This window comes from Prochlorococcus marinus str. MIT 1214, assembly GCF_027359355.1.
In the GTDB taxonomy this organism is placed as follows: Bacteria; Cyanobacteriota; Cyanobacteriia; order PCC-6307; family Cyanobiaceae; genus Prochlorococcus_B; species Prochlorococcus_B marinus_F.
Map to the genome: position 1 here is coordinate 943,689 of NZ_CP114777.1, position 23,081 is coordinate 966,769.

Consider the following 23,081-nt stretch of genomic DNA (forward strand, 5'->3'; position numbering starts at 1 on the left):
AGAATGAAAATAAATCAAAAAATATTTTTGCAATTTGGAATATGTATTATCTTTTTTGGTTTGATTGGAATACTAATTAATAATTTAACAATAAATCTAATAAGGACAGGTCTTGGTTTTAATTTTAGCTGGCTTTTCAAACCAGCAAGTTTTGCTTTAGCGGAACACCCCTTACCTTATACCCCCTCAGATAGCTATGCTTGGGCATTATTTATAGGTTGGCTCAACAGTCTTAAAGTTATTTTCTTATCATTAATATTAGCTACTTTCTTGGGAACACTAATAGGTTTTGCAAGAACAGGCAAAAACTCATTACTAGCTCTCATTTCGGCTGGTTACATAACAATAATCAGACAAACTCCTCTTTTACTTCAACTTATGTTTTGGTATTTTGTTGGGTTCTTAGGTTTAAAAGACAATATGTTTCTCCCAATAAAAAAAATACTTAACATTTCAAATCAAGGAATTGAGTTTTCAGGATTAATTTTTTCCTCGGAGTTTCTAGCATTATTACTTGGTCTAAGTATATTTACAAGTGCTTACATAGCAGAGGTAATCCGCGGAGGCATCCTCTCGGTTCCCCGAGGGCAATGGGAAGCATTTAGGAGCTTAGGGCTTTCAGAAAGAAAAGGACTTATCCGAATCATACTTCCACAGGCATTACCAGCAATCATCCCAGGATTAACAAGTCAATATCTTAACCTTGCTAAAAATAGTACCTTAGCAATCGCAGTTGGCTACTCAGATATTTACGCAATTAACGATACTATTATAAATCAAACAGGGAGAGCTATCGAGTGTTTTATTATATTACTTGTTAGTTTCTTGCTATTAAATCTATTGATAACTAATGCCATGGAAGTCATAAATAGATTAATTTTAAAATCACGCATATATGGTTAATTTATGTTCAACATCAATATAAATTCAATGATAGTTTTCTTTAAGAATCTAAAGAAAACTTTATTCCCAAATTTATTCAATACTATTATTACTTTGCTCATTATATTATGTATTAGTGTAGTTTGTTTTAATACTTTTGCATGGCTCATATATAAGGCTAGCTGGAAAGTTGTAATATCAAATCTCCCTTTATACGCATTTGGTAGTTTCCCACCTAATGAACAATGGAGACCGGCTACTTGGATTATTGGTCTTCTTTTACTCAGTATCTTTACTCTTTACGGCCCCGAGTGGAAATGGCTACGAAGAAATCTACTAATAGTTTGGACAGGAACAATACCCTTGGGTCTATATTTACTTTATGGTGGGTTTGGCTTATCACCTATAATGAGTAGACATTGGGGTGGATTAACTCTAACTATACTGTTAACTGTTTGCAGCTCATTATTATCATTACCTTTTGGAATAATTTTGGCACTATGTAGACAGAGTTCATTACCATTAATTCAGAAGCTAAGTTCAATCTATATAGATGTTATGAGAGCAATTCCTCTTATTGCAGTACTTTTTTTTGGACAACTACTAATACCTTTATTTCTTCCAGTTGGAATAGAAATTGATCGTGTTTGGAGAGCAATCTTTGCGTTTACTCTATTTGTATCTGCCTACATAGCGGAAGATATTCGTGGAGGGCTACAGTCAATACCCAACACTCAAATAGAGGCAGCAAATAGTCTTGGTCTTAATCAATTTCAAATCATTCAATTTATATTAATTCCTCAAGCTTTGCGTATTGCATTACCCGCTCTCACTAATCAATCTATTGGACTTTTTCAAAATACATCTTTAATGGCCATTTTAGGACTAGTAGAGTTATTAGGTGTAGGCAGAAGTATCCTGGCTAATCCAGAATTTATTGGTCAATATATTGAAGTTTATGTTTGGCTAGCATGTGTCTATTGGATGGTTTGTACAATTATGGCTATTCTGGCTAGACATCTTGAACAAAGAATGACCATTAATCAATCCAATTTCTAATAATTCATGGAACCGATTGTTATTGCGAGGAATCTCACTAAATCGTATACAAAAGGTCTACGGGCTCTTGATAATGTTTCTCTTACAGTTAATCAAGGGAAGGTTTTAGTTGTAATGGGTCCCTCAGGTTCAGGGAAAAGTACTCTGATTCGGACTTTTAATGGTCTTGAGACTTTTGATAAAGGAGAACTAAATATTTTAGGAATCAAAGTTAATTCTACTCATGACGAAAGAAAAATACAAAAAATACGAAGAAGAGTAGGTATGGTTTTTCAACAATTCAATTTATTCCCTCATCTATCAATTCTTGAAAATATCACTCTCGCGCCCATAAAGGTGCAAAAACGTCGTCAAATTGAGGCAGAAGAATATGGCATGTATCTCTTGAGTCAAATGGGAATAGATTCTCATGCCAAAAAATATCCAAGTCAACTTAGCGGAGGAGAACAGCAACGAGTAGCCATAGCTAGAGCTTTAGCATTAAAGCCTGAGTTGCTTTTATTCGATGAGCCCACTAGTGCATTAGATCCAGAGCGAATCAAAGAAGTCCTCGATGCAATTAGAAGACTTGCTGAACAGGGAATGACAATGGTTGTAGTGACACATGAAATTGGCTTTGCTAAAGACGTAAGTGATCAAGTTTTATTTATGGATTCAGGTAAAGTTATAGAAACATCTCCTCCAAATATTTTCTTTTCTAATGCTCGGCATGAGAGAAGTAGAAAATTTCTAAATCAACTTGATAAGCATTAACTAGGCTTAATTCAACAGAAGAATTACTTAAAAATAAAATGAGTACTAAAAAAATTAGTCCTATATAAGTGAAGCACTAAATATATTTCTTTCTATAAATAAATTTACGAATTTTTGATAAAACAACAAGGAGTAGTTCAGTTGTGATCTGTTAGTTATTAATACTAGAGACTTGATTGCAATAAAATAAAAAATGAGGGTGAGTATGATAAGACATCCACACATCGCAATATCTCTGAGATCTCATGGAAACAAAGGAAATTAACTATTGGCTAATGACAAGTGAGCCCTAATGAGAAGATAAGGCTAAAAACATTCAATAATTCCTATCCCCACTCAAGTAAAACTTTAAATTATTTTCAGGAAATTCAATGGCAAATTATAACCACACTACTCAAATTTCAAATGTATTGGTAATTGGCTGCGGAGGTGCAGGGTTAAGAGCTGCTATTGAAGTCAAACTCGCTGGACTTCAAGTATCAGTATTAGGGAAGCGAGCAAAGACAGATTCTCATACTGTTTTGGCGGCAGGAGGAATTAATGCCGCATTTGGAAATGTCGATCAAGAAGATTCTTGGGAACGACATTTTGCAGATACTTATATCGAGGGGTATGAACTGGGAGACGCATCCCAAATTGAGATAATGGCTAAAGAGTCTCCATCACTTGTTCAAGAAATAGATCAATGGGGAGCAAATTTTGCAAAATTAAAGAATGGGCTTCTTGATCAAAGATTCTTTGGAGCTCACTCGTATAGAAGGACTTGTTACTCAGGAGATTTCACAGGTTTATCAATTTTAAAAACACTTCTTAAAAAAGCAGAGTCATTAAATATTCCAATTCATGACAACCAATACGTCACTGAGATTCTTATAAGAGATGAGATTTGCTTTGGAGCTATGTCATTCGATACAAGTACAGCGGAAAGGACAGTGCATTTAGCTGATGCTGTTATTCTTTGCACAGGAGGTCATACAAAAATATGGAAACGAAGTTCTTCTAGAAAAAAAGAGAATACAGGAGACGGGTTGTACTTAAGTATCAAAGCAGGTTGCGAATTAAGAGATATGGAAATGGTTCAATTTCACCCCTCAGGCATGCTTTCCCCAGAAGAGATTGCAGGAACATTAGTCACAGAAGCAGTTCGAGGAGAAGGAGGAAAACTTATAAATAACCAAGGAGAACGATTCATGGTTAATTACGATAAAGAGAGAATGGAGCTTTCAACTAGAGATAGAGTCGCTATAGCGAATTACACAGAAATAGCCGAAGGGCGAGGCACTCCTAACGGAGGGGTGTATCTAGATATAAGTCATATGAGTAAAGATTTCATAATGCAAAAAATACCAAGTATTTACAGGCAGTTTTTAGATGCACAAATGCTAGACATCTCAAAAGAGCCAATGGAAGTAGCTCCAACAGCACACTATTCAATGGGAGGTATTGTGATAAGTCCTGAAGAGCATTGCACATCAGTCAGGGGGTTATATGCCGCAGGAGAAGTAGCTGGTGGATTACATGGTGCAAATCGTCTTGGAGGTAATTCTCTCGCAGAAATTTTAGTTTTTGGGAAGAGGGCTGGAATAGCTACTATTAATTATTCAAACCAATTAAAATCACAAGTAAGATCTAATAGTTCAATAAAAAATGCCCATGACCACATAAATAAATTCATAAATAAAGGTTCAGAATTAGCAAAGCCTTTACAAAATGAATTAAGTAGCATCATGTGGAATCATTGTGGTGTGATTAAAGATAAAAAATTATTAAAGTCAGGACTAAAGAAAATTATAGACATCAAAAATATTATTAAAGACGTTGATGTTAGAATTAACTATCAAAATTGTGATGATCTTGTTCAAGTTTTTGATTTAGAAGCATCATTAGTTTCTGCCGAAGCCACAATCCTATCTGCATTAACCAGGCAAGAAAGTAGAGGTTCGCACCAAAGAAGTGACTATAAGGAATTAAATACTGGTGAAAAATGCAATTATCATGTCAAGTTGAATAAACAGACTTTAGATTTGGAAATTTCAAAACGATCTATTTCTCCATTAAGAACGGATCTTCAAAATATTGTTAACAAAACTAGCAAAGTTATTAATATCAAAAATAAATTACTTGAATAGACGTATTTAATTGATTCTAGCTACTAGTTAAATCCTTTTTGAAATAAAAAAGAGAATGAGGATGTAAGTCCATCCATACATCGCAATATCACTGAGATCCCATAGCATTAAAAGAGATCATGTTCTAAATCAGAGTTAAACTAGCTAAGCATTACTTCTCTTTCCAAATAATATTGTTATGTTAATTCTACGATTCTCATATCCTTCCTTGAACTCGTAGTTATCACTTTCGTGCAATAAACTCGAGTTGAAGAAAACAGCTCGGTTTTCTTTATATGGAATAATTGTTTTTTTATCTTTAAGTTTTTTCATCTCCTCTCTCATTTTTATTGAGTCAGAATTATAAGAAACAAAATCCCATTCTTTAGTTACCGCTCTATTATGAATGATTAAACCACCTGAATCTTTGTTTAAGTTTGCGATGTTAGGAGTAATCCAAAAATTTATAGTAACCTGAGCGAAATCTGCGTGAATATTTATTCCGCTGACTGAAGAATTTTCATTTTTTGAACGGCTATCATATTTATAAGCCCATATTTGTTCTATTGGAAGTTGTTTGATTATTTTAGGGAATTTATCTTTTAGTTCTTTGGCTATTTGAATAATTAATGGATTAGCTAAACCTTCCGTTAAATATGCTCCAAGATATCCATTATGTCGTATATCAAACCAAATTGTACTTCCTAGTAGAAATGCACGTAGAGATTTAAGTGCTTCAGGACTTAATAAATTATCAACATAAGTTAATCCAAGCTCATGGTTAAAATAATCATTAGTAATTTTCTCAACATCTAAGGAATTATTCACTACTTCTTCTTTTAATTTAGGTGCTTCTGAAATATTTATTAAACGATTATAACTATCTTTTAGAAGATTCTGATATTCATTCCTTAAAGTAATTAGGCTAGTATCAGATGGCCATTTAATTTCGGTGGCAATCTTTTTATATAAAATTGCAAGGTCAATAAAATTATTAGTCTCTAAATCTTTTGATGCTAAATATTCAAATTGTTCAATATCATGTTCTATCTTTGCCTTGCTAATTAATCTAAAACTCTTTTGGTTAGATTCTTGAATTCTTTTTCCTCTGAGTAACTCAGCACTTTCTGAAAAATATTTGAGAGATAGTTTATATTCACCTTTGTGAAGGAATATGAAGCCCAGATTAGAATGAGCTTCTGCCAAATCAGGATTAATTTCAATTGCTTTCCGAGTAGATAATTCTGCTTCTTTTAATCTTCCAAGATCTTTCAATGTGATCCCCAAATTAGAATGTGCCATTACATTATTAGGGTTAAGTTCAATTGCTTTGCAAATAGATAATTCTGCTTCTTTTAATCTTCCAAGATTTCTTAACATAGTTCCCAAATTATTATACGCCTCAGCAAAATCTGGTTTAATTTCAATTGCTTTACGCGTAGATAATTCTGCTTCTTTTAATTTACCAAGATCTCTTAATATGTTTCCCAGATTTTGATGCGCTTCTGCATAAAGAGGTTTAATTTCAATTGCTTTACGCGTAGATAATTCTGCTTCTTGTAATTTGCCAAGATCTTTTAATATGTTTCCCAGATTTAGATGCGCTTCTGCATAAAGAGGTTTAATTTCAATTGCTTTACGCGTAGATAATTCTGCTTCTTGTAATTTGCCAAGATCTTTTAATATGTTTCCTAAATTATAATGCGAACCTGCGACATTAGGATTCAGTACAATTGCTTTTTCTGTTGCTTTTTCTGCTTCTTTTAATCTTCCAAGATCTCTTAATATGTTTCCCAGATTTTGATGCGCTTCTGCATAAAGAGGTTTAATTTCAATTGCTTTACGCGTAGATAATTCTGCATCTTGTAATTTGCCAAGATCTTTTAATATGTTTCCCAGATTTAGATGCGCTTCTGCATAAAGAGGTTTGATTGAAATTGCTTTACGGGTAGATAATTCTGCTTCTTGTAAGTTATTAAGATCTCTCAATATGTTTCCTAAATTGTAATGTGAGACTGCGACATTAGGATTAAGTTCAATTGCCTTATCTATAGCTATTTTTGCTTCTTTAAATTTGCCAAGATCTCTCAATATGTTTCCCAGATTGGAATGCGCCGTTGCGAAATCAGATTTAATTTCAATTGCTTTGCGAGTTGATAATTCTGCTTCTTTTAATTTGCCTAGATTTTTTAATATGATTCCATAATTAGAAAAAACTCTGTAATCCTTGAAACCCTGATTGATAAAATATTGATAAAGTTTTTCTGCTTCTAGAGTGTTTCCTTCTGAATGAAGCTTAAATGCTTTGTTAATTATTTCTTCTTTAGAAGGTTTTGAAGGTCTAGAAGTACTAAGAGAAATATTCTCCTTAATTTCTTCTAAAGTAAATGGGACTGAGAATGTTTTTACTTCAGTGATCTTCTTTCTTTGTTCTTGTTTATCTGATCTTTCCATATATTTTATTACTCTTAAAGAAACAATAGAAAAATACCTAGATATATATCCTTTCTAGCTTATCCAGGTCTATTAAAAATTTCCTCTTAATAGTTTGGGACGACAACGTCTCGAAAACTGCTTTTTATAAATTGATTCTAAACTCGCCATTATTATAGTGAAAGAAGCATTTAAACTATATCTTACTCGATTGGCATCGAGATCAAAGAAATGGGTCACTGCGAATTTCGAAAGAAGTAGCTCGTGATTTGGTTGGTTGAAGCCTTGGAACTTCTGATTGGGTTCTCAATCACGATGCATGGGGACGAGAAGAAAGGCTAATTTCATTTGTCACCACAGTCAGAGCCAAGACTTCAAGAGTGAGAGAGATCCCTTGCAATCTTGGTTATGTCTTTAGGCGATGGAAATACTTTTTAGAAAATGAGATGAATCACACAGTCAGAGGGGATGATTATGTCTTTGCTCAAATCCACAATGAAATGAAGCAGCCCAATCAAAGAAAGATCCAACAACATTGGAGATGGACTGTCGATAAGTTGATGGATGAAGGAAAGCTCAAAGGTCATAAGTTCTCAGATCGTCCTTATACCCTAATCTCTGAGCTGATATAACGACATATACCGGACATAGATCACCCCATGCACCCCTACAGAAAGTAGCCGTATGGAAAGATTGAATACTCTTTAAAGAAAAGCGAACCACCTTGTGATCAGTAGGTGTTCTCTCAAAGTTGGAATGGATTCATAAAAAAGTTGGAATAACGTCTCGTCACTTATGCAAAGATCACTTACAAAGACAGTTCTTCTCAATTAATGATTATTGTTGAGAGTCAAAATAATTTTTCAGTTGCGATCTGTATGTTCACGCAGTTCCTATTCTCTACAAAAACTGATTAGATAGAGTAAAGAAAGAGCTGGAGGAATGAAGTTTCATTCCAACTCCATTCCAACCATCAAGAATCACCAAGATTACAGACTATGACTGAGATCAACTATTGGCTAATGAAAAGTGAACCTAATGCTTACAGTATTAAAGATTTAAGAGATGAAGAAGAAACACTCTGGGATGGAATTCGAAATTATCAGGCCAGAAATTTTATGAGGTCAATGAAAATTGGTGATCAAGCTTTTTTTTATCATTCGAATACTAAGCCCCCTGGAATAGTAGGACTGATGGAAATTATAGAAACAAATTTAATCGACCCATTTCAGTTTGATGAAAGTTCAAAGTACTTTGACAAAAAGTCAAAGAGAGAAAAACCTCGTTGGGATTGCGTGAAGACTAAATACATCTGTGAGTTTAAAGACATGATTACTTTAAAAGAGTTATCTCAAACTTATACCTCGGAAGAACTAACCTTAGTTCGCAAAGGCAATAGGCTGTCAATTATGCCAATTAAAACAGATATTGCTTTAGAGCTTCTCAAAAAACTCAAGAAGGATTAATTCAAAAAAGAGTGAGACTCAAACATATTCCCAATATAAAGACGAGTTATCAATCTGGAGCTAATACCATTTTGGATTAAAAAACCTGCAAGAGCAGCCTGCAAAAGCCTGTATTGATCCCAATTCGGATGTTCCTCAATATATCTCTTCATTGCTTGTTGAATATGCTTTGGTATCTCTGTTTGAAAACTGATTGTATCCTCTGACTCCAAAACCTCTGAGGCTTGGTCCACGCTTTTTTCTTCATCAAAATCAATATTTTTCATTTAAGAGACTTTCGTAAAAATTTGATCCACATGCAAACTACTCTCAAAATTAATACTGAAAAAAACTTTTCTCGCGCCGTCTCATTCTCAGACCAAGCGCTCAACTAGCTTACGAATGAAATCATAAGTATTACTTATCTTTGTATTTAGCTATCATTTGATAGCTAAATACAAAGCATAGAGAACAAGCCTTTTCCACAGGAGGTCGCAAGTCCTTTGCTAATCAGATTAATCCTGTGGAAAAAATGTGGGTTATATAGGGTTTTACTTGGGGAAAAATTTGAAAAACTTTTAGTTAAGTTCTCTCACAAATAGTCTGAATCCCACATTGTTCTCATTGCATTAGTCACATGATTAGTCACATTTCTAGGCCAAGAGACCTCCGCTCCTCGATTCAGTAAATCACTCGCACCCAAGATCAATTTAAGGTTCCATCCATATTGATCACCTTTCAAAATTGCTAACCAAGGTCTACGTTCTAATTCTAGAGTTATGTCCTCATCGCCCATTAATTGGTCTTTAATTACTCTGTATTGATCAGACAAATCTATTACCACTCTCACAAGGTTTTGCCATTCAGATTGGCTTAACTCTATTGCCCAGTCTTCACCACCTATTAGAGCAGGAAAGTTTTCTCTTGATGTATCTCTAATTATTCTCCAACCGGGACCTTCTTTTTTGATCACCTACCCAGGTAAAAGATCAGGCTGATCTTGTTCGTCACTAAGTTCAATTATGGCTCTTTGCACTGGCTTGACTGTCGATTCCTCTAAAAGTCCGTCAAAATCGTCAAATCTTCTCTGCTTTGCTCTAAAAGCTATACGCACAGTAGTAAGGTAGCGATTAGTGGAATGTCTGATAAGACTCTCGCCTCTTTTTGCTAAATCCTTGGAATTAAGTCCTGAACCTGACTTGATCACACTTAAAACTATATTCTCCCTTTATTCTATTAGAAAATCGTTCATTTTCACATTTTATCCAAATAACAACGGTATTATTAGATTTTCTAAACTCACTGGATATTGATTAATTCTTAATTCATCCAATAAATAATAACTAAGAGATATGGAAAATAATGAAATAGATCAATTCGAAAATATCAAGAAATCCGAGATCAGTAAAAAGGATTTTGGGACATTAGCCATTGATTTAGGAAGTTCAACGACAGTAGTTGTGTTTCAAAAAGAAAATGGGGAACCTCCTGAACTTTTAGATCTATCCCCAATTAGTCGAGCTCCTGGGGAGATTCCAAGCTTAATTTATGAATCACCTGAAAAAAAAGAAAGCTATTTAATCGGACAGCAAATTATCAATTTAAACCTTCTTAATGAGGAGAAAGAAAAAACCTTAAGCCAAGATTTCAAAAGATGGATAGGATCTCCCGAAATTGATCCTATATATGATTCGAAAATTACCCCAGAAAAAGCTGGAGAGATTTTAATTCATACTATTTGGGAAAAAGTCTCAGAGAAGGTCAACGTCAGAAGACTTGTATTAACTGCTCCAGTAGATACATATCGAGAATATAGAGCTTGGATAGTCAATGTATGTAATTCCTTACAAGTCAAAGAGATTGCATTAGTTGATGAACCTACTGCTGCTGCGATGGGTGCCGGACTAGAGCCAGGCTCAACATTGCTTGTTTTAGATTTTGGGGGAAGCACAATTGATATGTCAATTGTTGCTTTAGAAGGAGGCGAAGGAGAAGCTTCCCCTATTGCTCAACTTGTCAGATTTGATGGACAGAATCTAGAGGGAAAGAGCACACAAGTTCTTCGCACAGCAAAAGTTCTAGGTAAAGCAGGTATTCGCTTGGGTGGTAAAGATATAGATAGGTGGATAGCTAATCATTTGCTATCTGATGAAAAACCAACAAATTTAATCTTAAGCAAAGCCGAAGAACTTAAATGTGAATTAAGCAATATAAATTTAAAAGAGACATTGATTATCACTAAAAAAATAAACAATCATCAGAATAAAGAGATGTATTTAAAGCTATCTAAAAAAGGGTTTGAAGAATTACTTATAGAAAAAGGACTTCTAAAAAGTATTGAAAAGATTTTCCGTCAAACAATTAAGAGTGCAAAGCTAAATTCATTTGAATTAAAAGATCTTGACAGTGTTGTCTTAGTTGGAGGCGGATCACAAATACCCTTGATTAAAAATTATCTAAGTACTCTTTGCAATTCAATACCTTTTTTGACTCCTCCCCCTATTGAAGCAATTGCATTAGGAGCATTAAATCTTACTCCTGGAGTTCAAATAAAAGATGTTCTAAATAAGGGGGTAAGTTTAAAATGCTGGAATAAAAAAAATAAAAAACATATATGGCATCCTCTTTTTTTAGCAGGTCAACCATGGCCAACAAGTAAACCTCTAGAAATAATTTTAGCCACAAGCATAAATAATCAATTAAGCATAGATTTAATAATTGGAGAACCTGTGGAAGAAGGCTCACATGAGATTATCTATATTAATGGATTACCTACTTTATCAAAAATAGAATCCAAGGATAAAATCAAGAAGATAAATAATAGTGTTATTTCAATTCCTATTGATCCTCCTGGTGAAATTGGTCAGGATTGTATTAAATTAAAGTTTAATATTAATGAAAATTGTCAACTAGAAGTGGAAGGTATAGATTTACGAAATAATAAGCAAATAACTAATAAGAATCTCGGTGAAATCAGATAACTATTTTAAAATTTCTAAGATTATTCTTTTATGATTCTTTTACATAAGAATATACCCTCTTCTCAATCAAATTCTATTAATCTAAGGTTAATAGTCTCATCTTTACTAGTTGGAACTATGCGTCCACAAAAATCTGGTTGAATTGGGACCTCTCTATGGCATCTACCTACCATCGCAAGTAGACTAACTCTTTTGCACTACTCCATGAATTTAGAGCTTCTAATGTTGCTTTAATGGTTCTTCCATTAAAGATAACCTCATCAATTAAAATAACTTCTCTATCGTCAACGGTAGAAGGTAAATCTGTCACTTGAGCTAATCAAGTCCCAACTCTCGAAAGATCATCTCTATGAAGGTAGGGTCTAAACAACCATTATCAACTGGTAGAGCAGATAAATCCTCTATGTAAATTGATAATAATTTAGACAAATGAACTCCTCTAGTGGGTATTCCAATAAGCAATATCGACCTTGTATTTGGAACCTTTTCCAAAATTCAAGAAGCCAATCTTTTAATGGTTCTATCAGGCTCTGTTTTTGAAAGAATTTCTATCTTTTTTTGAAGTGCTTTATCTGACATCTTTTAAAGTCTTTAAAATTTTATTTTTTCTTAGGAATAGCTGAGATTTTTTTTTAATCTAATAGGGAAAAGCTAACCAAACATCAAAGTATTAGCCTCTTTACCAATTAGGAAGTAATTTAATACGAAAGGAAACCATCTAAAGAAACAAATTTCTTTGAATGTCAAGCAGTAAGCCAACTGTTTCAATGAATAAAATGCAAGTAGCGCCAGTAGTCCTGGCGATACTTGATGGTTGGGGCCATAGAGAAGAAAGTGAACATAATGCGGTAAAACAGGCATCAACTCCTGTAATTGATGCCTTATGGCATGCTTATCCTCATACTCTTATAGAGGCTAGCGGTGCAGATGTAGGGCTTCCAGATGAACAAATGGGTAACTCTGAAGTCGGCCATCTCACAATTGGAGCAGGAAGAATAATTCAGCAAGAACTAGTTCGAATATCCAATACCGTTAAAGAAAATAAATTAATTACAAATCATGCTCTGAATGAACTTTCCAAATCCTTAGATACAGATGGAAAGACACTACACATAATGGGACTTTGCTCAGATGGAGGGGTTCATAGTCACATCAATCATTTATGTGGATTAATTGAATGGGCTGCCAAGAAGGGGCTAAAAAATGTTTCATTGCACTTATTTACTGACGGTAGAGATACCTCGGCAAAGAGTGCATCTAAATATATAAACACTATAGAAACAAAAATCAACTCAACAGGAGTAGGAGAAATTGCATCAATTTGCGGTAGATATTGGGCTATGGATCGAGATAATCGATGGGAAAGGACGTCAAAAGCCTATGAATTACTTACTAACCCTCACTTTGCAATAAGCAAGCTATCAGCCAAAGAAAGCATCAATAAAAGCTATCAAGAAGGAATAACAGATGAATTCATTGAACCAGTTAGACTTACCTCCTCATTCTTAAAAGATGGAGATGGAGTGGTTTTTTTTAATTTCCGACCTGACAGAGCTAGGCAATTAGTCAAGGCACTTAAATTAAAAGATTTCGATGGATTTGATAGGAAAAACAAAATAGATATTGATGTACTTACCTTTACACAATATGAATCAGGTCTTCCAGTCTCTGTGGCTTTTCCACCTGAACCTCTAAATGATTTGTTAGGTCAAGTAGTTTCTGCTCATGGCTTAAATCAATATCGCACAGCTGAAACTGAAAAATATCCACACGTAACGTATTTTTTAAATGGAGGCATTGAAAAACCACTAAAAGGAGAAGTAAGACATCTTGTCCCTTCCCCAAGAGTAGCGACATATGATCTAAAGCCTGAGATGTCTGCCGACGATCTAACTGAAAGTTGTATTAAAGCAATTGAAACTGGGATTTACTCCTTAGTGGTAATTAACTTTGCGAATCCAGATATGGTTGGACATTCTGGAATCATGTCAGCGGCAATAAAAGCTAATGAAAAAGTTGATAGTTGCGTTGGCAAGTTATTAAATTCCATAGGAAAGTTAGGTGGATCTCTTCTAATAACTGCTGATCATGGTAATTCCGAAATGATGATAGGTCCCGATGGGCAACCATGGACCGCGCATACAACAAATCCTGTTCCAGTTATACTTATTGAAGGAGAAAAGCGTAAATTGAGCGGATATGGTAATGACATTAAACTAAGAGAGTGCGGTGGTGGATTATCTGATTTAGCTCCTACTCTTTTACACTTATTGAATTTGCCAAAACCAAAAGCAATGACAGGATCAACTCTTATTGAGCCAATTAACTTACCAAAGAAACCAGATCTTATTCCTCAACCCGCATACTAAAAAATGATCATTCCTCTTTTATCTTGGGCATGGGTAATTTCAGGGGTTTTTCTAATTTTGCTAGTTCTTCTTCACAGTCCAAAAGGAGATGGTATGGGAGGGCTAGCCTCAAGTGGAAGCTCTATGTTCACAAGTGCCAGTAGTGCTGAATCATCTTTAAACAGAGCTACTTGGGCATGTCTTATTTTATTTTTAACCCTTGCTATTATACTTAGTGCAGGGTGGTTAAAATAGATTTTATATTTTGTTTATCAACATTTAATTAATTTTTTTCAAAGCTAGATTTATAAGGATTAAATATATATCTTTGATAAACTTATTTTTTAAAATTAAATTTAGTTCAAAAAAAAAAGAGAGATTACTTAAAAGCAATCTCTCTTTTTTTAGTTATTAAGAATGATTAATTAGTAATCAAAATCACCACCCATTCCACCACCTGCTGGGGAAGCATCTTTCTTCTCAGGCAAATCAGCGACTATGCATTCAGTAGTAAGAACCATTCCTGCTATTGAAGCAGCATTTTGCAAACCAGAGCGAGTTACCTTTGCAGGATCAACAATTCCAGCAGAGAGCATATCTACATATTCACCAGTTGCAGCGTTGTAGCCATCGTTAACTGGCTTGGATTTAACGTTCTCTGCAACAACTGCTCCATTAGCACCAGCATTCTCAGCTATGCGCATGAGTGGTGACGTAAGAGCAGCTTCAACAATATTTGCTCCGATTAATTCCTCACCAGAAAGATTCGATGAGGACCAATTACCCAATGCGGGAGCTAAATGAGCGAGTGTAGTTCCACCACCAGGAACGATTCCTTCTTCAACTGCAGCTTTAGTTGCGTTAATTGCATCCTCTAATCGAAGTTTCTTGTCTTTCATCTCAGTCTCGGTTGCAGCTCCAACCTTCACTACAGCCACACCACCAGATAGTTTGGCTAATCTTTCTTGAAGCTTTTCTTTGTCATAGGTTGAGTCCGTCTCATCCATCTGCTTCTTGATTTGTTCACATCTAGCATTAACAGCTACTTCATTACCTTCAGCAACAATTGTGGATGTGTCCTTATTAATTGTGACTCGCCTTGAAGAACCAAGCATGTCAAGAGTGGCATTCTCAAGTTTTAATCCTGCATCCTCAGTTATGAGTTGACCATTTGTTAGAACAGCCATATCTTCAAGCATCGCTTTTCTGCGATCTCCAAAACCTGGTGCTTTAACAGCTGCAACGTTTAACACGCCTCTGAGCCTATTGACCACCAATGTGGCTAAAGCTTCTTTTTCAATGTCTTCAGCAATTATCAGGAGAGGTTTACCAGTTTTAGCCACTTGTTCTAGTACGGGAACAAGATCTTGAACCAGGCCAATTTTTTTGTCCGTGAGTAAAATGTAAGGGTCATCCAACACTGCTTCCATTCTCTCAGTGTCGGTTGCGAAGTAAGGAGAAATATACCCTTTATCAAAGCGCATTCCTTCAGTGACCTCTAATTCAGTGGTCATTGATTTACCTTCTTCTAAAGAAATAACACCTTCTTTGCCAACTTTATCCATTGCGTCAGCGATCATTTTACCAACTTCTTCATCATTACCAGCTGCAATAGTCCCACATTGGGCAATTGCATTACTGTCACTAATGGGCTTTGAATGATCTTTTATTTTTTCAACCAAAAATTCAGTTGCCTTATCAATTCCTTTTTTCAAAGTGATTGCATTTGCTCCTGCTGCGACATTTTTCAAGCCAGCTTTGACCATTGCATGAGCAAGAACAGTTGCAGTGGTTGTCCCATCTCCTGCCGCATCATTAGTTTTTGAAGCAGCCTGACGAATCAGAGCAACTCCAGTATTTTCAATGTGATCTTCGAGTTCTATTTCTTTAGCGATTGTTACACCATCATTAATTATTTGAGGTGCACCAAACTTTTTCTCGAGAACAACATTACGACCTTTAGGTCCTAAAGTGACTGCGACTGATTCAGCCAAAATGTCAATACCTCGCTCGAGTGCACGGCGGGCTTGCTCGTTGTAAATGATGCGCTTAGCCATAAGAGGCGATTTCCTTTGATTTCTAAAAGTTGTTTGGTTTGGAATTCAGCTTAAAAGCTGAGAATTAATTGACGACAGCCAGAATGTCTTTCTCAGAGAGAAGTACGTACTCATCGCTGCCCAGTTTGATATCAGTACCTGCGTACTTACTGTAGAGAACCTTGTCTCCAACACTTACTTCAGGAGATTGACGGGAACCATCTTCGTTACGTTTTCCAGGACCAACCTGAGCAACTTCACCGACTTGAGGTTTCTCTTTAGCAGTGTCGGGAAGCAATATGCCACCCGCCGTCTTCTCTTCTGATTCAGAAACTTTTACAAAAACACGATCTCCAAGTGGCTTGACAGTGGAGACGCTGAGAGATACAGCTGCCATAAATTAGTGCAGTAGCAAAAAAAACAAAAAGCGCTTAGCGCTGACTCGATAAAGAGTATTACTCATTACCAACGACATTAATTTATGCATCTAAGCACTCTCAAGACCACATATATTCTGTGCGGTTGACCGAACACTGAAAAAAAATGCCTGTGAAGTGGTAGTCTAAGCCGCTGATAAGAGTATGCAAATCAGAGCATGCTCACAAAGTTTCTAGTTATCTTATGGCCGCTTCTGCTACCTCTACTGTTGGAACTAAAGGTATTGTTCGCCAAGTAATTGGTCCTGTTTTAGATGTTGAATTCCCAGCTGGCAAACTCCCTTCAATCCTTAATGCATTAAGAATTGAAGGCAAGAATCCTGCCGGGCAAGATGTTGCGTTGACAGCAGAAGTTCAACAATTACTAGGTGATCATCGGGTTAGAGCCGTTGCTATGAGCGGAACTGATGGATTAGTTAGAGGTATGGAGGCTGTTGACACTGGAGCTCCAATTTCTGTACCTGTTGGCGAAGCCACCCTTGGAAGAATATTCAACGTCCTTGGAGAGCCTGTTGATGAGCAGGGCGACCTTCAAAACGTAACAACTTCACCAATTCACCGTTCAGCTCCAAGCCTTACAGACCTAGAAACTAAACCAAAAGTATTTGAGACTGGTATTAAAGTTATTGATTTACTTGCTCCATATCGTCAAGGTGGAAAAGTTGGATTGTTTGGAGGTGCAGGTGTAGGAAAAACAGTTCTTATCCAAGAGCTCATTAATAATATTGCGAAAGAACACGGGGGCGTATCAGTTTTTGGTGGAGTTGGAGAAAGAACAAGAGAAGGTAATGATCTATATGAAGAATTTAAAGAATCTGGGGTTATCAATTCAGATGATCTGACCAAGTCAAAAGTAGCCTTGTGCTTTGGTCAAATGAATGAGCCACCAGGCGCAAGGATGAGAGTTGGCTTATCTGCATTGACGATGGCTGAGCATTTTCGTGATGTAAACAAACAAGATGTTCTTTTATTTATTGATAATATTTTCAGATTTGTTCAAGCTGGTTCAGAAGTATCTGCATTGCTAGGCCGTATGCCTTCAGCCGTTGGATATCAACCGACATTAGGAACAGATGTAGGTGAGCTTCAGGAGAGGATTACTTCAACTCTTGAGGGATCCATCACCTCAATTCAAGCTGTTTATGTACCTGCTGACGATTTAACAGATCCTGCACCTGCTACTACTTTTGCTCATTTAGATGCAACTACTGTTCTAGCAAGAGCTCTTGCAGCAAAAGGTATATATCCTGCTGTTGACCCACTTGACTCAACTAGCACCATGTTGCAACCATCTGTTGTGGGTGATGAGCATTACCGCACTGCCAGAGCAGTTCAATCAACACTTCAAAGATACAAAGAATTGCAGGATATCATTGCTATTTTGGGATTAGACGAACTATCAGAAGAAGATAGAAAAACCGTTGACCGTGCTCGCAAAATAGAGAAATTCCTATCTCAACCTTTTTTTGTTGCGGAAATATTCACAGGTATGTCTGGTAAATATGTGAAATTAGAGGACACAATCAAAGGCTTCAACATGATTCTTGCAGGAGAACTAGACCATCTACCTGAGCAAGCTTTTTATCTTGTTGGAAGCATTGAGGAAGTAAAAGCTAAAGCAGAAAAAATAGAATCTGAAGCAAAAGATTAAAATCTTTTTTCCTACTCAATAACCTTCAGTCAACGTTTTTCTAAAATCCCGAAGAAATGTCTTTAACTCTACGAGTTCTTGCTCCTGATCAGAGCGTATTTGACGATACTGCTGATGAAATAATACTTCCAAGCACTACTGGGCTATTGGGAGTATTACCTGGTCACATCTCAATGGTTACTGCTATTGATTTTGGTGTGTTGAGGGTTTTAAAAAACGGTAATTGGGATTCAATCGCACTAAGTGGGGGGTTCGCAGAAGTGGAATCCAATGAAGTTACAGTTTTAGTAAATAAAGCTGAAATGGGAAAAAACATTGACTCTGCTAAAGCTGAAGCCGAATTAGAGCAAGCTAAAAATCTATTAAGTCAAAGTCAGGATAAAGAGACTTCCCCTGAAAAAATCAAAGCTCAAGAAGCATTAAACAAAGCTAAAGCTTGGTTTAATGCTTCAAAATCTGACTAAAAGTCTAAAAAACAGTTTTAATCCTTGAACAAAAATTTTGTTCAAGGATTTTTTATGCCGTACCGCAAAAAGTTACATCAGGGAATTTAACTTTGGCTTGCTCTAAGGTCTTTCCTTTGCCTTCCTCTTGCCAATAATTAATTACCTCTGTCGCTTTGTTTAATACTTCCACTCTTTCATTATCAGTTATCCAACTTTTTTCTTCTAATTGAGACTTTAATGTTTCCCATGCATCTTCTCTTGGCCAAAAGAAATAGGCTGTAAGTGGACTAGGGCCTCCTCCAACAATTTGATCAACGGCCAAAGCTACGTTGTCTGGCAACCAAAGAATTTTCAGTAAAAATCTCCCCTCATCTGCCTTTGGTGTATGTCCAGAAGGTACTCCATCTGCATCTATCGTTGCAGTTGCTAATGCTGCAGCACCTCCAAGGGCACTTGGTCGACCTGATTTTGTCTCTTCAGAACTAACTTTTCCTTGATTTTCAGATTGTGTGCTTGCCTCAGTACTTGTTACATCTTCTTGAACAGTACCAGCCTCTTCAGAAACCATCATTTCTAAGTTTTCAACTAGCTAACAAATTACTAACTTAACAGGAACTAGGACCTATTTGAATTAGTAGAGTAGGAATTCAAAAGGTTTTCAACTATTCGATAATGATGGGATTATAAATTAGAAAAATATTTGGGAGATTCAATGAATCATGGACAATGTAATTAAACAGATTTTCTTAGAAATTTTCTAAATAAATTCAATCAATTTTCCAAATCAATCAAATTCTTGGTCGCACTTCGACTCAATACTTCTACAGAATCTTTTGTTACTAAAACATCATCTTCAATGCGAATCCCAATACCCTTCCACCTTTCATCTATCTCAGGCTGACCCTCTGGTACTGATAAACGGTCACTGATGTAGATACCAGGTTCCACTGTTAAAACCATCCCAGGTTCAAGCTTCAGATGATAATCACCAAGTCGATATGCCCCTACATCATGAACATCTAGACCTAACCAATGCCCGGTTCGATGCATATATAAATGAGAGTAAGCTTCTTGTTCAATTATCGAATCAACTTCACCAACTAGCAGGCCAATATCAACTAAGCCCTCAACAAGATGCTTCAAGGCAGTCATATGAACATTCTCCGCGTTATCACCTGGGCGAACACATCGAATTGCAGCTTCTTGAGCTGTGAGAGTAATTTCATATAAAGCTTTTTGTTCTCCAGAAAATTTTCCATTAGCAGGAAAGGTTCTTGTAATATCACCATTGTAATAGTCATCCAAAGAACAACCTGCATCTATCAAAACAAGATCTCCATCTCTTATTAGTGAATTATTTGCCGTGTAATGAAGTACACATGCATTGTCTCCAGAAGCAATTATTGAACCGTAAGCAGGACCTCTTGTCCCTTGTTCAAGAAAGTATTTTTCTATTTGAGCTTGTAAATCTCTCTCATTCATCCCTGGGCGAGCAAATTCTCTAACTATTTCATGGCCCTCTGCAGAAATTTGTGATGCAATACGCATCCGTTCAATCTCAAAATCATCCTTACGAAGTCTTAGATCATGCAGTATTGGGCAAGGCGCAATCATAGACAATGGAGCAGAGCCACTTCTAGGAAGTTTTTGTAAATGCTCAGACCAAGTTTTCAAAACCAAAGGCTCCAAATGTGGATGTTTTCCTACTCGAAAAGCAATCCCTTCGGCTCCTTTCAAATAATGAGGCAAAAGGTTTGGCAATTCATTCAAAGGATGAGACATATCAACATCAAAATTATCTAAAACTCCTTTTGTTCCCCACCTAAAGCCTGTCCAAACTTCTGCACCAGACTCTTTGGGTAAGACGAATAGAACATATTGTTCTCCCTTAGGTTTATGAGGTAAAAACAAAGCGACTGCATTTGGCTCATCAAAACCAGTTAAGTACCAAAAATCACTATTTTGACGGAATGGGTACTCACAATCTGCATGATGAGTGACTAGTTCTGCCGCTGGGATGACAGCCGCATGAGAACCTAAATGTGACAAAAACATGTCTCTACGGCGACGAAAAATACTTGAATCAGCCACAAAAATGCTCCTATTTACTCTTAAGGATGGCAAGAGAACTAACTTAGTGGAAAAATAAAAGCAAAAGATCCTTACTCTTTAAAAAATCTCTAGGGGATGACCCAAGACATTCTGCTCTTAACTGCTCTTGTTGCGGTTGTTTTAATTGGTTCCGCAATGTGCTCAGGAATAGAGGCAGCGCTATTGGCTGTTAATCCATTACACGTCCATGAACTTGCAAGAAGAAGTCCAAAAGTATTGGGCGCAAAGAGATTAGAAAAATTACGTCACAGGCTTGGAAGAACTTTAACTGTCGTAACAATTGCTAATAACAGTTTCAATATATTTGGAAGTCTGATGGTAGGTAGTTACGCAAGTTTCATATTCCAAAATCGAATCGGATATCTAATGCCAATATTTTCTATTGGCCTGACCGTTCTTGTTTTACTTCTTGGAGAAATTGTACCCAAAGCTCTTGGGACAAGACTTGCATTGCAAATCAGTTTAACCAGTGCTCCTATTCTTGATTTCTTAAGTATAATAATGAGACCATTGCTAATATTTTTAGAACGTCTATTGCCAATTATCACTGCCAAGAGTGAGCTAACAACAGACGAAGAAGAAATCAGACAGATGGCTAAACTTGGCTCTCAAATTGGTCAAATTGAAGCAGATGAAGCTGCAATGATATCAAAGGTTTTTCAGCTAAATGATCTTACGGCTAAAGATCTTATGACTCCCAGAGTTGCTGCCCCTACACTCCCAGGAAGAGTTTCTCTTCAATCTGTTAAATCAAGCTTATTAGAAAATAATTCAACATGGTGGGTAGTATTAGGTGAAGAAGTTGACAAGGTCGTTGGTGTTGCCAACCGTGAAAAGCTATTAACCTCTTTACTTCGAGGAGACTCCCATCTCACTCCGTACGATTTAAGCGAAAATGTAGAGTTTGTACCCGAAATGATTCGAGCAGACAGATTACTTCTTGGATTTAATGACGACAAGAAAGGTGTCAGAGTCGTAGTGGATGAATTTGGAGGATTTGTTGGATTAGTTGGAGCGGAAGCGGTCTTAGCAGTATTGGCTGGTTGGTGGGGGAAATCAAAAAATGATTAATAAAAAAGAGATGCCGACAAAATGCACCTTTTTGCTTAGTCAATGGAAGAAAAATTTAAATCTTACTAATTATGAGAGAACTAAATTTGAAACTATTTTAAATCAATTAGATTTTCAAATAAAAAAATTAGAGAAGAAAGAACTACACATATCTGTATATGGCCGTGTTGGAGTTGGCAAATCAAGCTTGTTAAATGCATTAATTGAAAAGCAAGTATTCCCAACGGATATACTAAATGGGAATACAAAGGAAACTAAATCTTATACATGGGACAAAAAATTTAAAACCTTAAGCAAGGTTAAGCTAATTGACTCTCCAGGTATAGACGAAATAAATTCTACTAATAAAGAAGAAATAAATTTTAATTATGTATTAGATACAGACCTAATTCTCTTTGTAATTGATAGTGACATAACTCGTATCGACTTGAATTGCATTAAAGAGCTATTAACGAATAACAAACCTATTCTACTAGTCTTAAATCGTTGTGATCAATGGAGTACACAAGAAACAAAACTAATGCTCTCAAGTATTCACAGGAAATTATCATTTTGCAAACAAAAAATTAAAATTGCTCTAGTATCATCATCTCCAAGGGAAGCAAAAATAAAACCAAACGGAACTGTTAGAAGTGAACAAAAAACACCTGCGGTTGATATTCTCAAGAACGAACTTAAAGATATTATTGATCAAAGTGGTGAGTTGATTCTTTGTATAAATAGTCTAAGAATTGCAGACCAATTCTATAAATTACTTAAGGAGAATAGACTGCTGAGAAAGAAAGAAGAAGCACAAAGTTTAATTGGTAAATATGCAACTTTAAAAGCCTCAGGAGTAGCAATTAATCCCTTTTTAATGATTGATCTATTTACTGGTCTTGCTTTTGATAGTGCCCTTGTTATCCAATTAAGTAAATTATATGGATTAAAAGTAGGTGGTCCCTCGTCCAGACAATTAGTTAAAAAGCTTAGTTTTCAAAATGCATTTCTAGGGGGTGCACAAATAGGAATACAAATTACTTTAAATATTTTCAAGCAAATACTTATTCTTGCTGCACCTATTACTGGAGGATTAAGCCTTGCGCCTACTGCTCCAATAGCTATTGCACAAGTAGCTCTTGCGATTCATTCGACAAAGCTCATAGGTCGTCTAGCAGCTTATAAATTTCTTAATGGTACCAATAAAAAAGATGGGCGACCTCGATTAATGTTGAACTATCTTCTCAAAAAAAATTCAGACTTAAGAATAATGCTTGGTAACTTTAAATTTCTCACATCAAGTACGGCAAAAAATAAAAATTATTTGTTACCATGATAAT

Annotated in this window: 23 protein-coding genes; 13 read left to right on the forward strand and 10 right to left on the reverse strand. The window is 35.9% G+C overall.

The features are described 5' to 3' along the window. Positions 1-3: 3 nt before the first annotated feature. The 4 genes from O5639_RS05535 (at position 4) to O5639_RS05550 (ending at position 4,823) form a co-directional block, all read left to right on the forward strand. Positions 4-903 (forward strand): ABC transporter permease subunit, encoded by a 900-nt coding sequence (locus O5639_RS05535; RefSeq protein ID WP_269625468.1) that lies wholly within the window; start codon positions 4-6, stop codon positions 901-903. A 3-nt stretch (positions 904-906) separates the two neighbouring features. Next, positions 907-1,941 carry an amino acid ABC transporter permease gene (locus O5639_RS05540; RefSeq protein ID WP_269625469.1) on the forward strand — a complete coding sequence of 345 codons (1,035 nt, stop codon included), beginning with the start codon at positions 907-909 and terminating at the stop codon, positions 1,939-1,941. Positions 1,942-1,947: 6 nt separating this feature from the next. Next, positions 1,948-2,694, forward strand: a complete 747-nt coding sequence (locus O5639_RS05545) for an amino acid ABC transporter ATP-binding protein (protein ID WP_269625470.1) — start codon at positions 1,948-1,950, stop codon at positions 2,692-2,694. Between the two features lie 371 nt (positions 2,695-3,065). Next, positions 3,066-4,823 carry an FAD-dependent oxidoreductase gene (locus O5639_RS05550; RefSeq protein ID WP_269625471.1) on the forward strand — a complete coding sequence of 586 codons (1,758 nt, stop codon included), beginning with the start codon at positions 3,066-3,068 and terminating at the stop codon, positions 4,821-4,823. A gap of 144 nt (positions 4,824-4,967) precedes the next feature. On the opposite strand, the gene O5639_RS05555 is transcribed toward O5639_RS05550, so the two are convergent. Next, complete coding sequence (locus O5639_RS05555; protein ID WP_269625472.1) at positions 4,968-7,256, reverse strand: tetratricopeptide repeat protein; 2,289 nt, start codon at positions 7,254-7,256, stop codon at positions 4,968-4,970. A gap of 425 nt (positions 7,257-7,681) precedes the next feature. Between O5639_RS05555 and O5639_RS05560 the strand changes: the two genes are divergently transcribed. Further along, entirely contained in the window at positions 7,682-7,867 is a 186-nt protein-coding gene (locus O5639_RS05560) for a hypothetical protein (RefSeq protein ID WP_269625473.1), read from the forward strand. Positions 7,868-8,233: 366 nt separating this feature from the next. Further along, a complete protein-coding gene (locus O5639_RS05565; protein ID WP_269625474.1) occupies positions 8,234-8,701 on the forward strand; it encodes an EVE domain-containing protein in 468 nt (155 codons plus the stop codon). Here O5639_RS05565 and O5639_RS05570 read toward each other — a convergent pair. From O5639_RS05570 to O5639_RS05580, 3 genes are all read right to left on the reverse strand, one after another. Further along, complete coding sequence (locus tag O5639_RS05570; protein ID WP_269625475.1) at positions 8,698-8,967, reverse strand: DUF2811 domain-containing protein; 270 nt, start codon at positions 8,965-8,967, stop codon at positions 8,698-8,700. The two genes, O5639_RS05565 and O5639_RS05570, sit on opposite strands and share 4 nt — an antisense overlap. Before the next feature lie 305 nt (positions 8,968-9,272). Next, positions 9,273-9,653: a DUF1818 family protein gene (locus tag O5639_RS05575; RefSeq protein ID WP_269625476.1), complete on the reverse strand. Its 381-nt coding sequence runs from the start codon at positions 9,651-9,653 to the stop codon at positions 9,273-9,275. Beyond that, entirely contained in the window at positions 9,654-9,887 is a 234-nt protein-coding gene (locus O5639_RS05580) for a DNA-directed RNA polymerase subunit omega (RefSeq protein ID WP_269625477.1), read from the reverse strand. It lies immediately after the preceding gene. Positions 9,888-10,032: 145 nt separating this feature from the next. On the opposite strand from O5639_RS05580, the gene O5639_RS05585 reads away from it, so the two are divergent. Next, positions 10,033-11,661, forward strand: coding sequence for an Hsp70 family protein (locus tag O5639_RS05585; protein ID WP_269625478.1), 1,629 nt, complete (start codon positions 10,033-10,035; stop codon positions 11,659-11,661). Between the two features lie 166 nt (positions 11,662-11,827). Here the strand turns inward: O5639_RS05585 and O5639_RS10695 are convergent, their stop codons facing one another. Then, entirely contained in the window at positions 11,828-11,971 is a 144-nt protein-coding gene (locus tag O5639_RS10695) for a hypothetical protein (RefSeq protein WP_332299738.1), read from the reverse strand. 5 nt (positions 11,972-11,976) lie between these two features. Further along, positions 11,977-12,153 carry a hypothetical protein gene (locus O5639_RS10700; RefSeq protein WP_332299739.1) on the reverse strand — a complete coding sequence of 59 codons (177 nt, stop codon included), beginning with the start codon at positions 12,151-12,153 and terminating at the stop codon, positions 11,977-11,979. A 248-nt stretch (positions 12,154-12,401) separates the two neighbouring features. Here O5639_RS10700 and gpmI point away from each other — a divergent pair, with 248 nt between their 5' ends. After that, on the forward strand, positions 12,402-14,030 hold the full coding sequence (gene gpmI, locus O5639_RS05595) for a 2,3-bisphosphoglycerate-independent phosphoglycerate mutase (protein ID WP_269625480.1): 1,629 nt from the start codon (positions 12,402-12,404) through the stop codon (positions 14,028-14,030). Between the two features lie 3 nt (positions 14,031-14,033). Further along, a complete protein-coding gene (gene secG / locus O5639_RS05600) occupies positions 14,034-14,264 on the forward strand; it encodes a preprotein translocase subunit SecG (RefSeq protein WP_269625481.1) in 231 nt (76 codons plus the stop codon). A 170-nt stretch (positions 14,265-14,434) separates the two neighbouring features. On the opposite strand, the gene groL is transcribed toward secG, so the two are convergent. Together groL and groES are read right to left on the reverse strand one after the other, a co-directional pair. Next, positions 14,435-16,066, reverse strand: coding sequence for a chaperonin GroEL (gene groL / locus O5639_RS05605; protein ID WP_269625482.1), 1,632 nt, complete (start codon positions 16,064-16,066; stop codon positions 14,435-14,437). A 64-nt stretch (positions 16,067-16,130) separates the two neighbouring features. Next, positions 16,131-16,442: a co-chaperone GroES gene (gene groES, locus O5639_RS05610; protein WP_011295315.1), complete on the reverse strand. Its 312-nt coding sequence runs from the start codon at positions 16,440-16,442 to the stop codon at positions 16,131-16,133. A gap of 224 nt (positions 16,443-16,666) precedes the next feature. Between groES and atpD the strand changes: the two genes are divergently transcribed. Further along, positions 16,667-18,133: a F0F1 ATP synthase subunit beta gene (gene atpD, locus O5639_RS05615; RefSeq protein WP_269625483.1), complete on the forward strand. Its 1,467-nt coding sequence runs from the start codon at positions 16,667-16,669 to the stop codon at positions 18,131-18,133. 56 nt (positions 18,134-18,189) lie between these two features. Beyond that, positions 18,190-18,597 (forward strand): ATP synthase F1 subunit epsilon, encoded by a 408-nt coding sequence (gene atpC / locus O5639_RS05620; protein ID WP_269625484.1) that lies wholly within the window; start codon positions 18,190-18,192, stop codon positions 18,595-18,597. Positions 18,598-18,649: 52 nt separating this feature from the next. Here the strand turns inward: atpC and O5639_RS05625 are convergent, their stop codons facing one another. Both O5639_RS05625 and O5639_RS05630 read right to left on the reverse strand, forming a co-directional pair. Then, positions 18,650-19,150, reverse strand: coding sequence for a 30S ribosomal protein PSRP-3 (locus O5639_RS05625; protein ID WP_269608816.1), 501 nt, complete (start codon positions 19,148-19,150; stop codon positions 18,650-18,652). Between the two features lie 200 nt (positions 19,151-19,350). Next, entirely contained in the window at positions 19,351-20,670 is a 1,320-nt protein-coding gene (locus O5639_RS05630) for an aminopeptidase P N-terminal domain-containing protein (RefSeq protein WP_269625485.1), read from the reverse strand. A 96-nt stretch (positions 20,671-20,766) separates the two neighbouring features. On the opposite strand from O5639_RS05630, the gene O5639_RS05635 reads away from it, so the two are divergent. Continuing rightward, positions 20,767-21,762, forward strand: a complete 996-nt coding sequence (locus O5639_RS05635) for a CNNM domain-containing protein (RefSeq protein WP_269625486.1) — start codon at positions 20,767-20,769, stop codon at positions 21,760-21,762. Next, a complete protein-coding gene (locus O5639_RS05640) occupies positions 21,755-23,077 on the forward strand; it encodes a GTP-binding protein (RefSeq protein ID WP_269625487.1) in 1,323 nt (440 codons plus the stop codon). Before O5639_RS05635 ends, O5639_RS05640 begins: the two co-directional genes overlap by 8 nt. Positions 23,078-23,081: the final 4 nt, after the last annotated feature.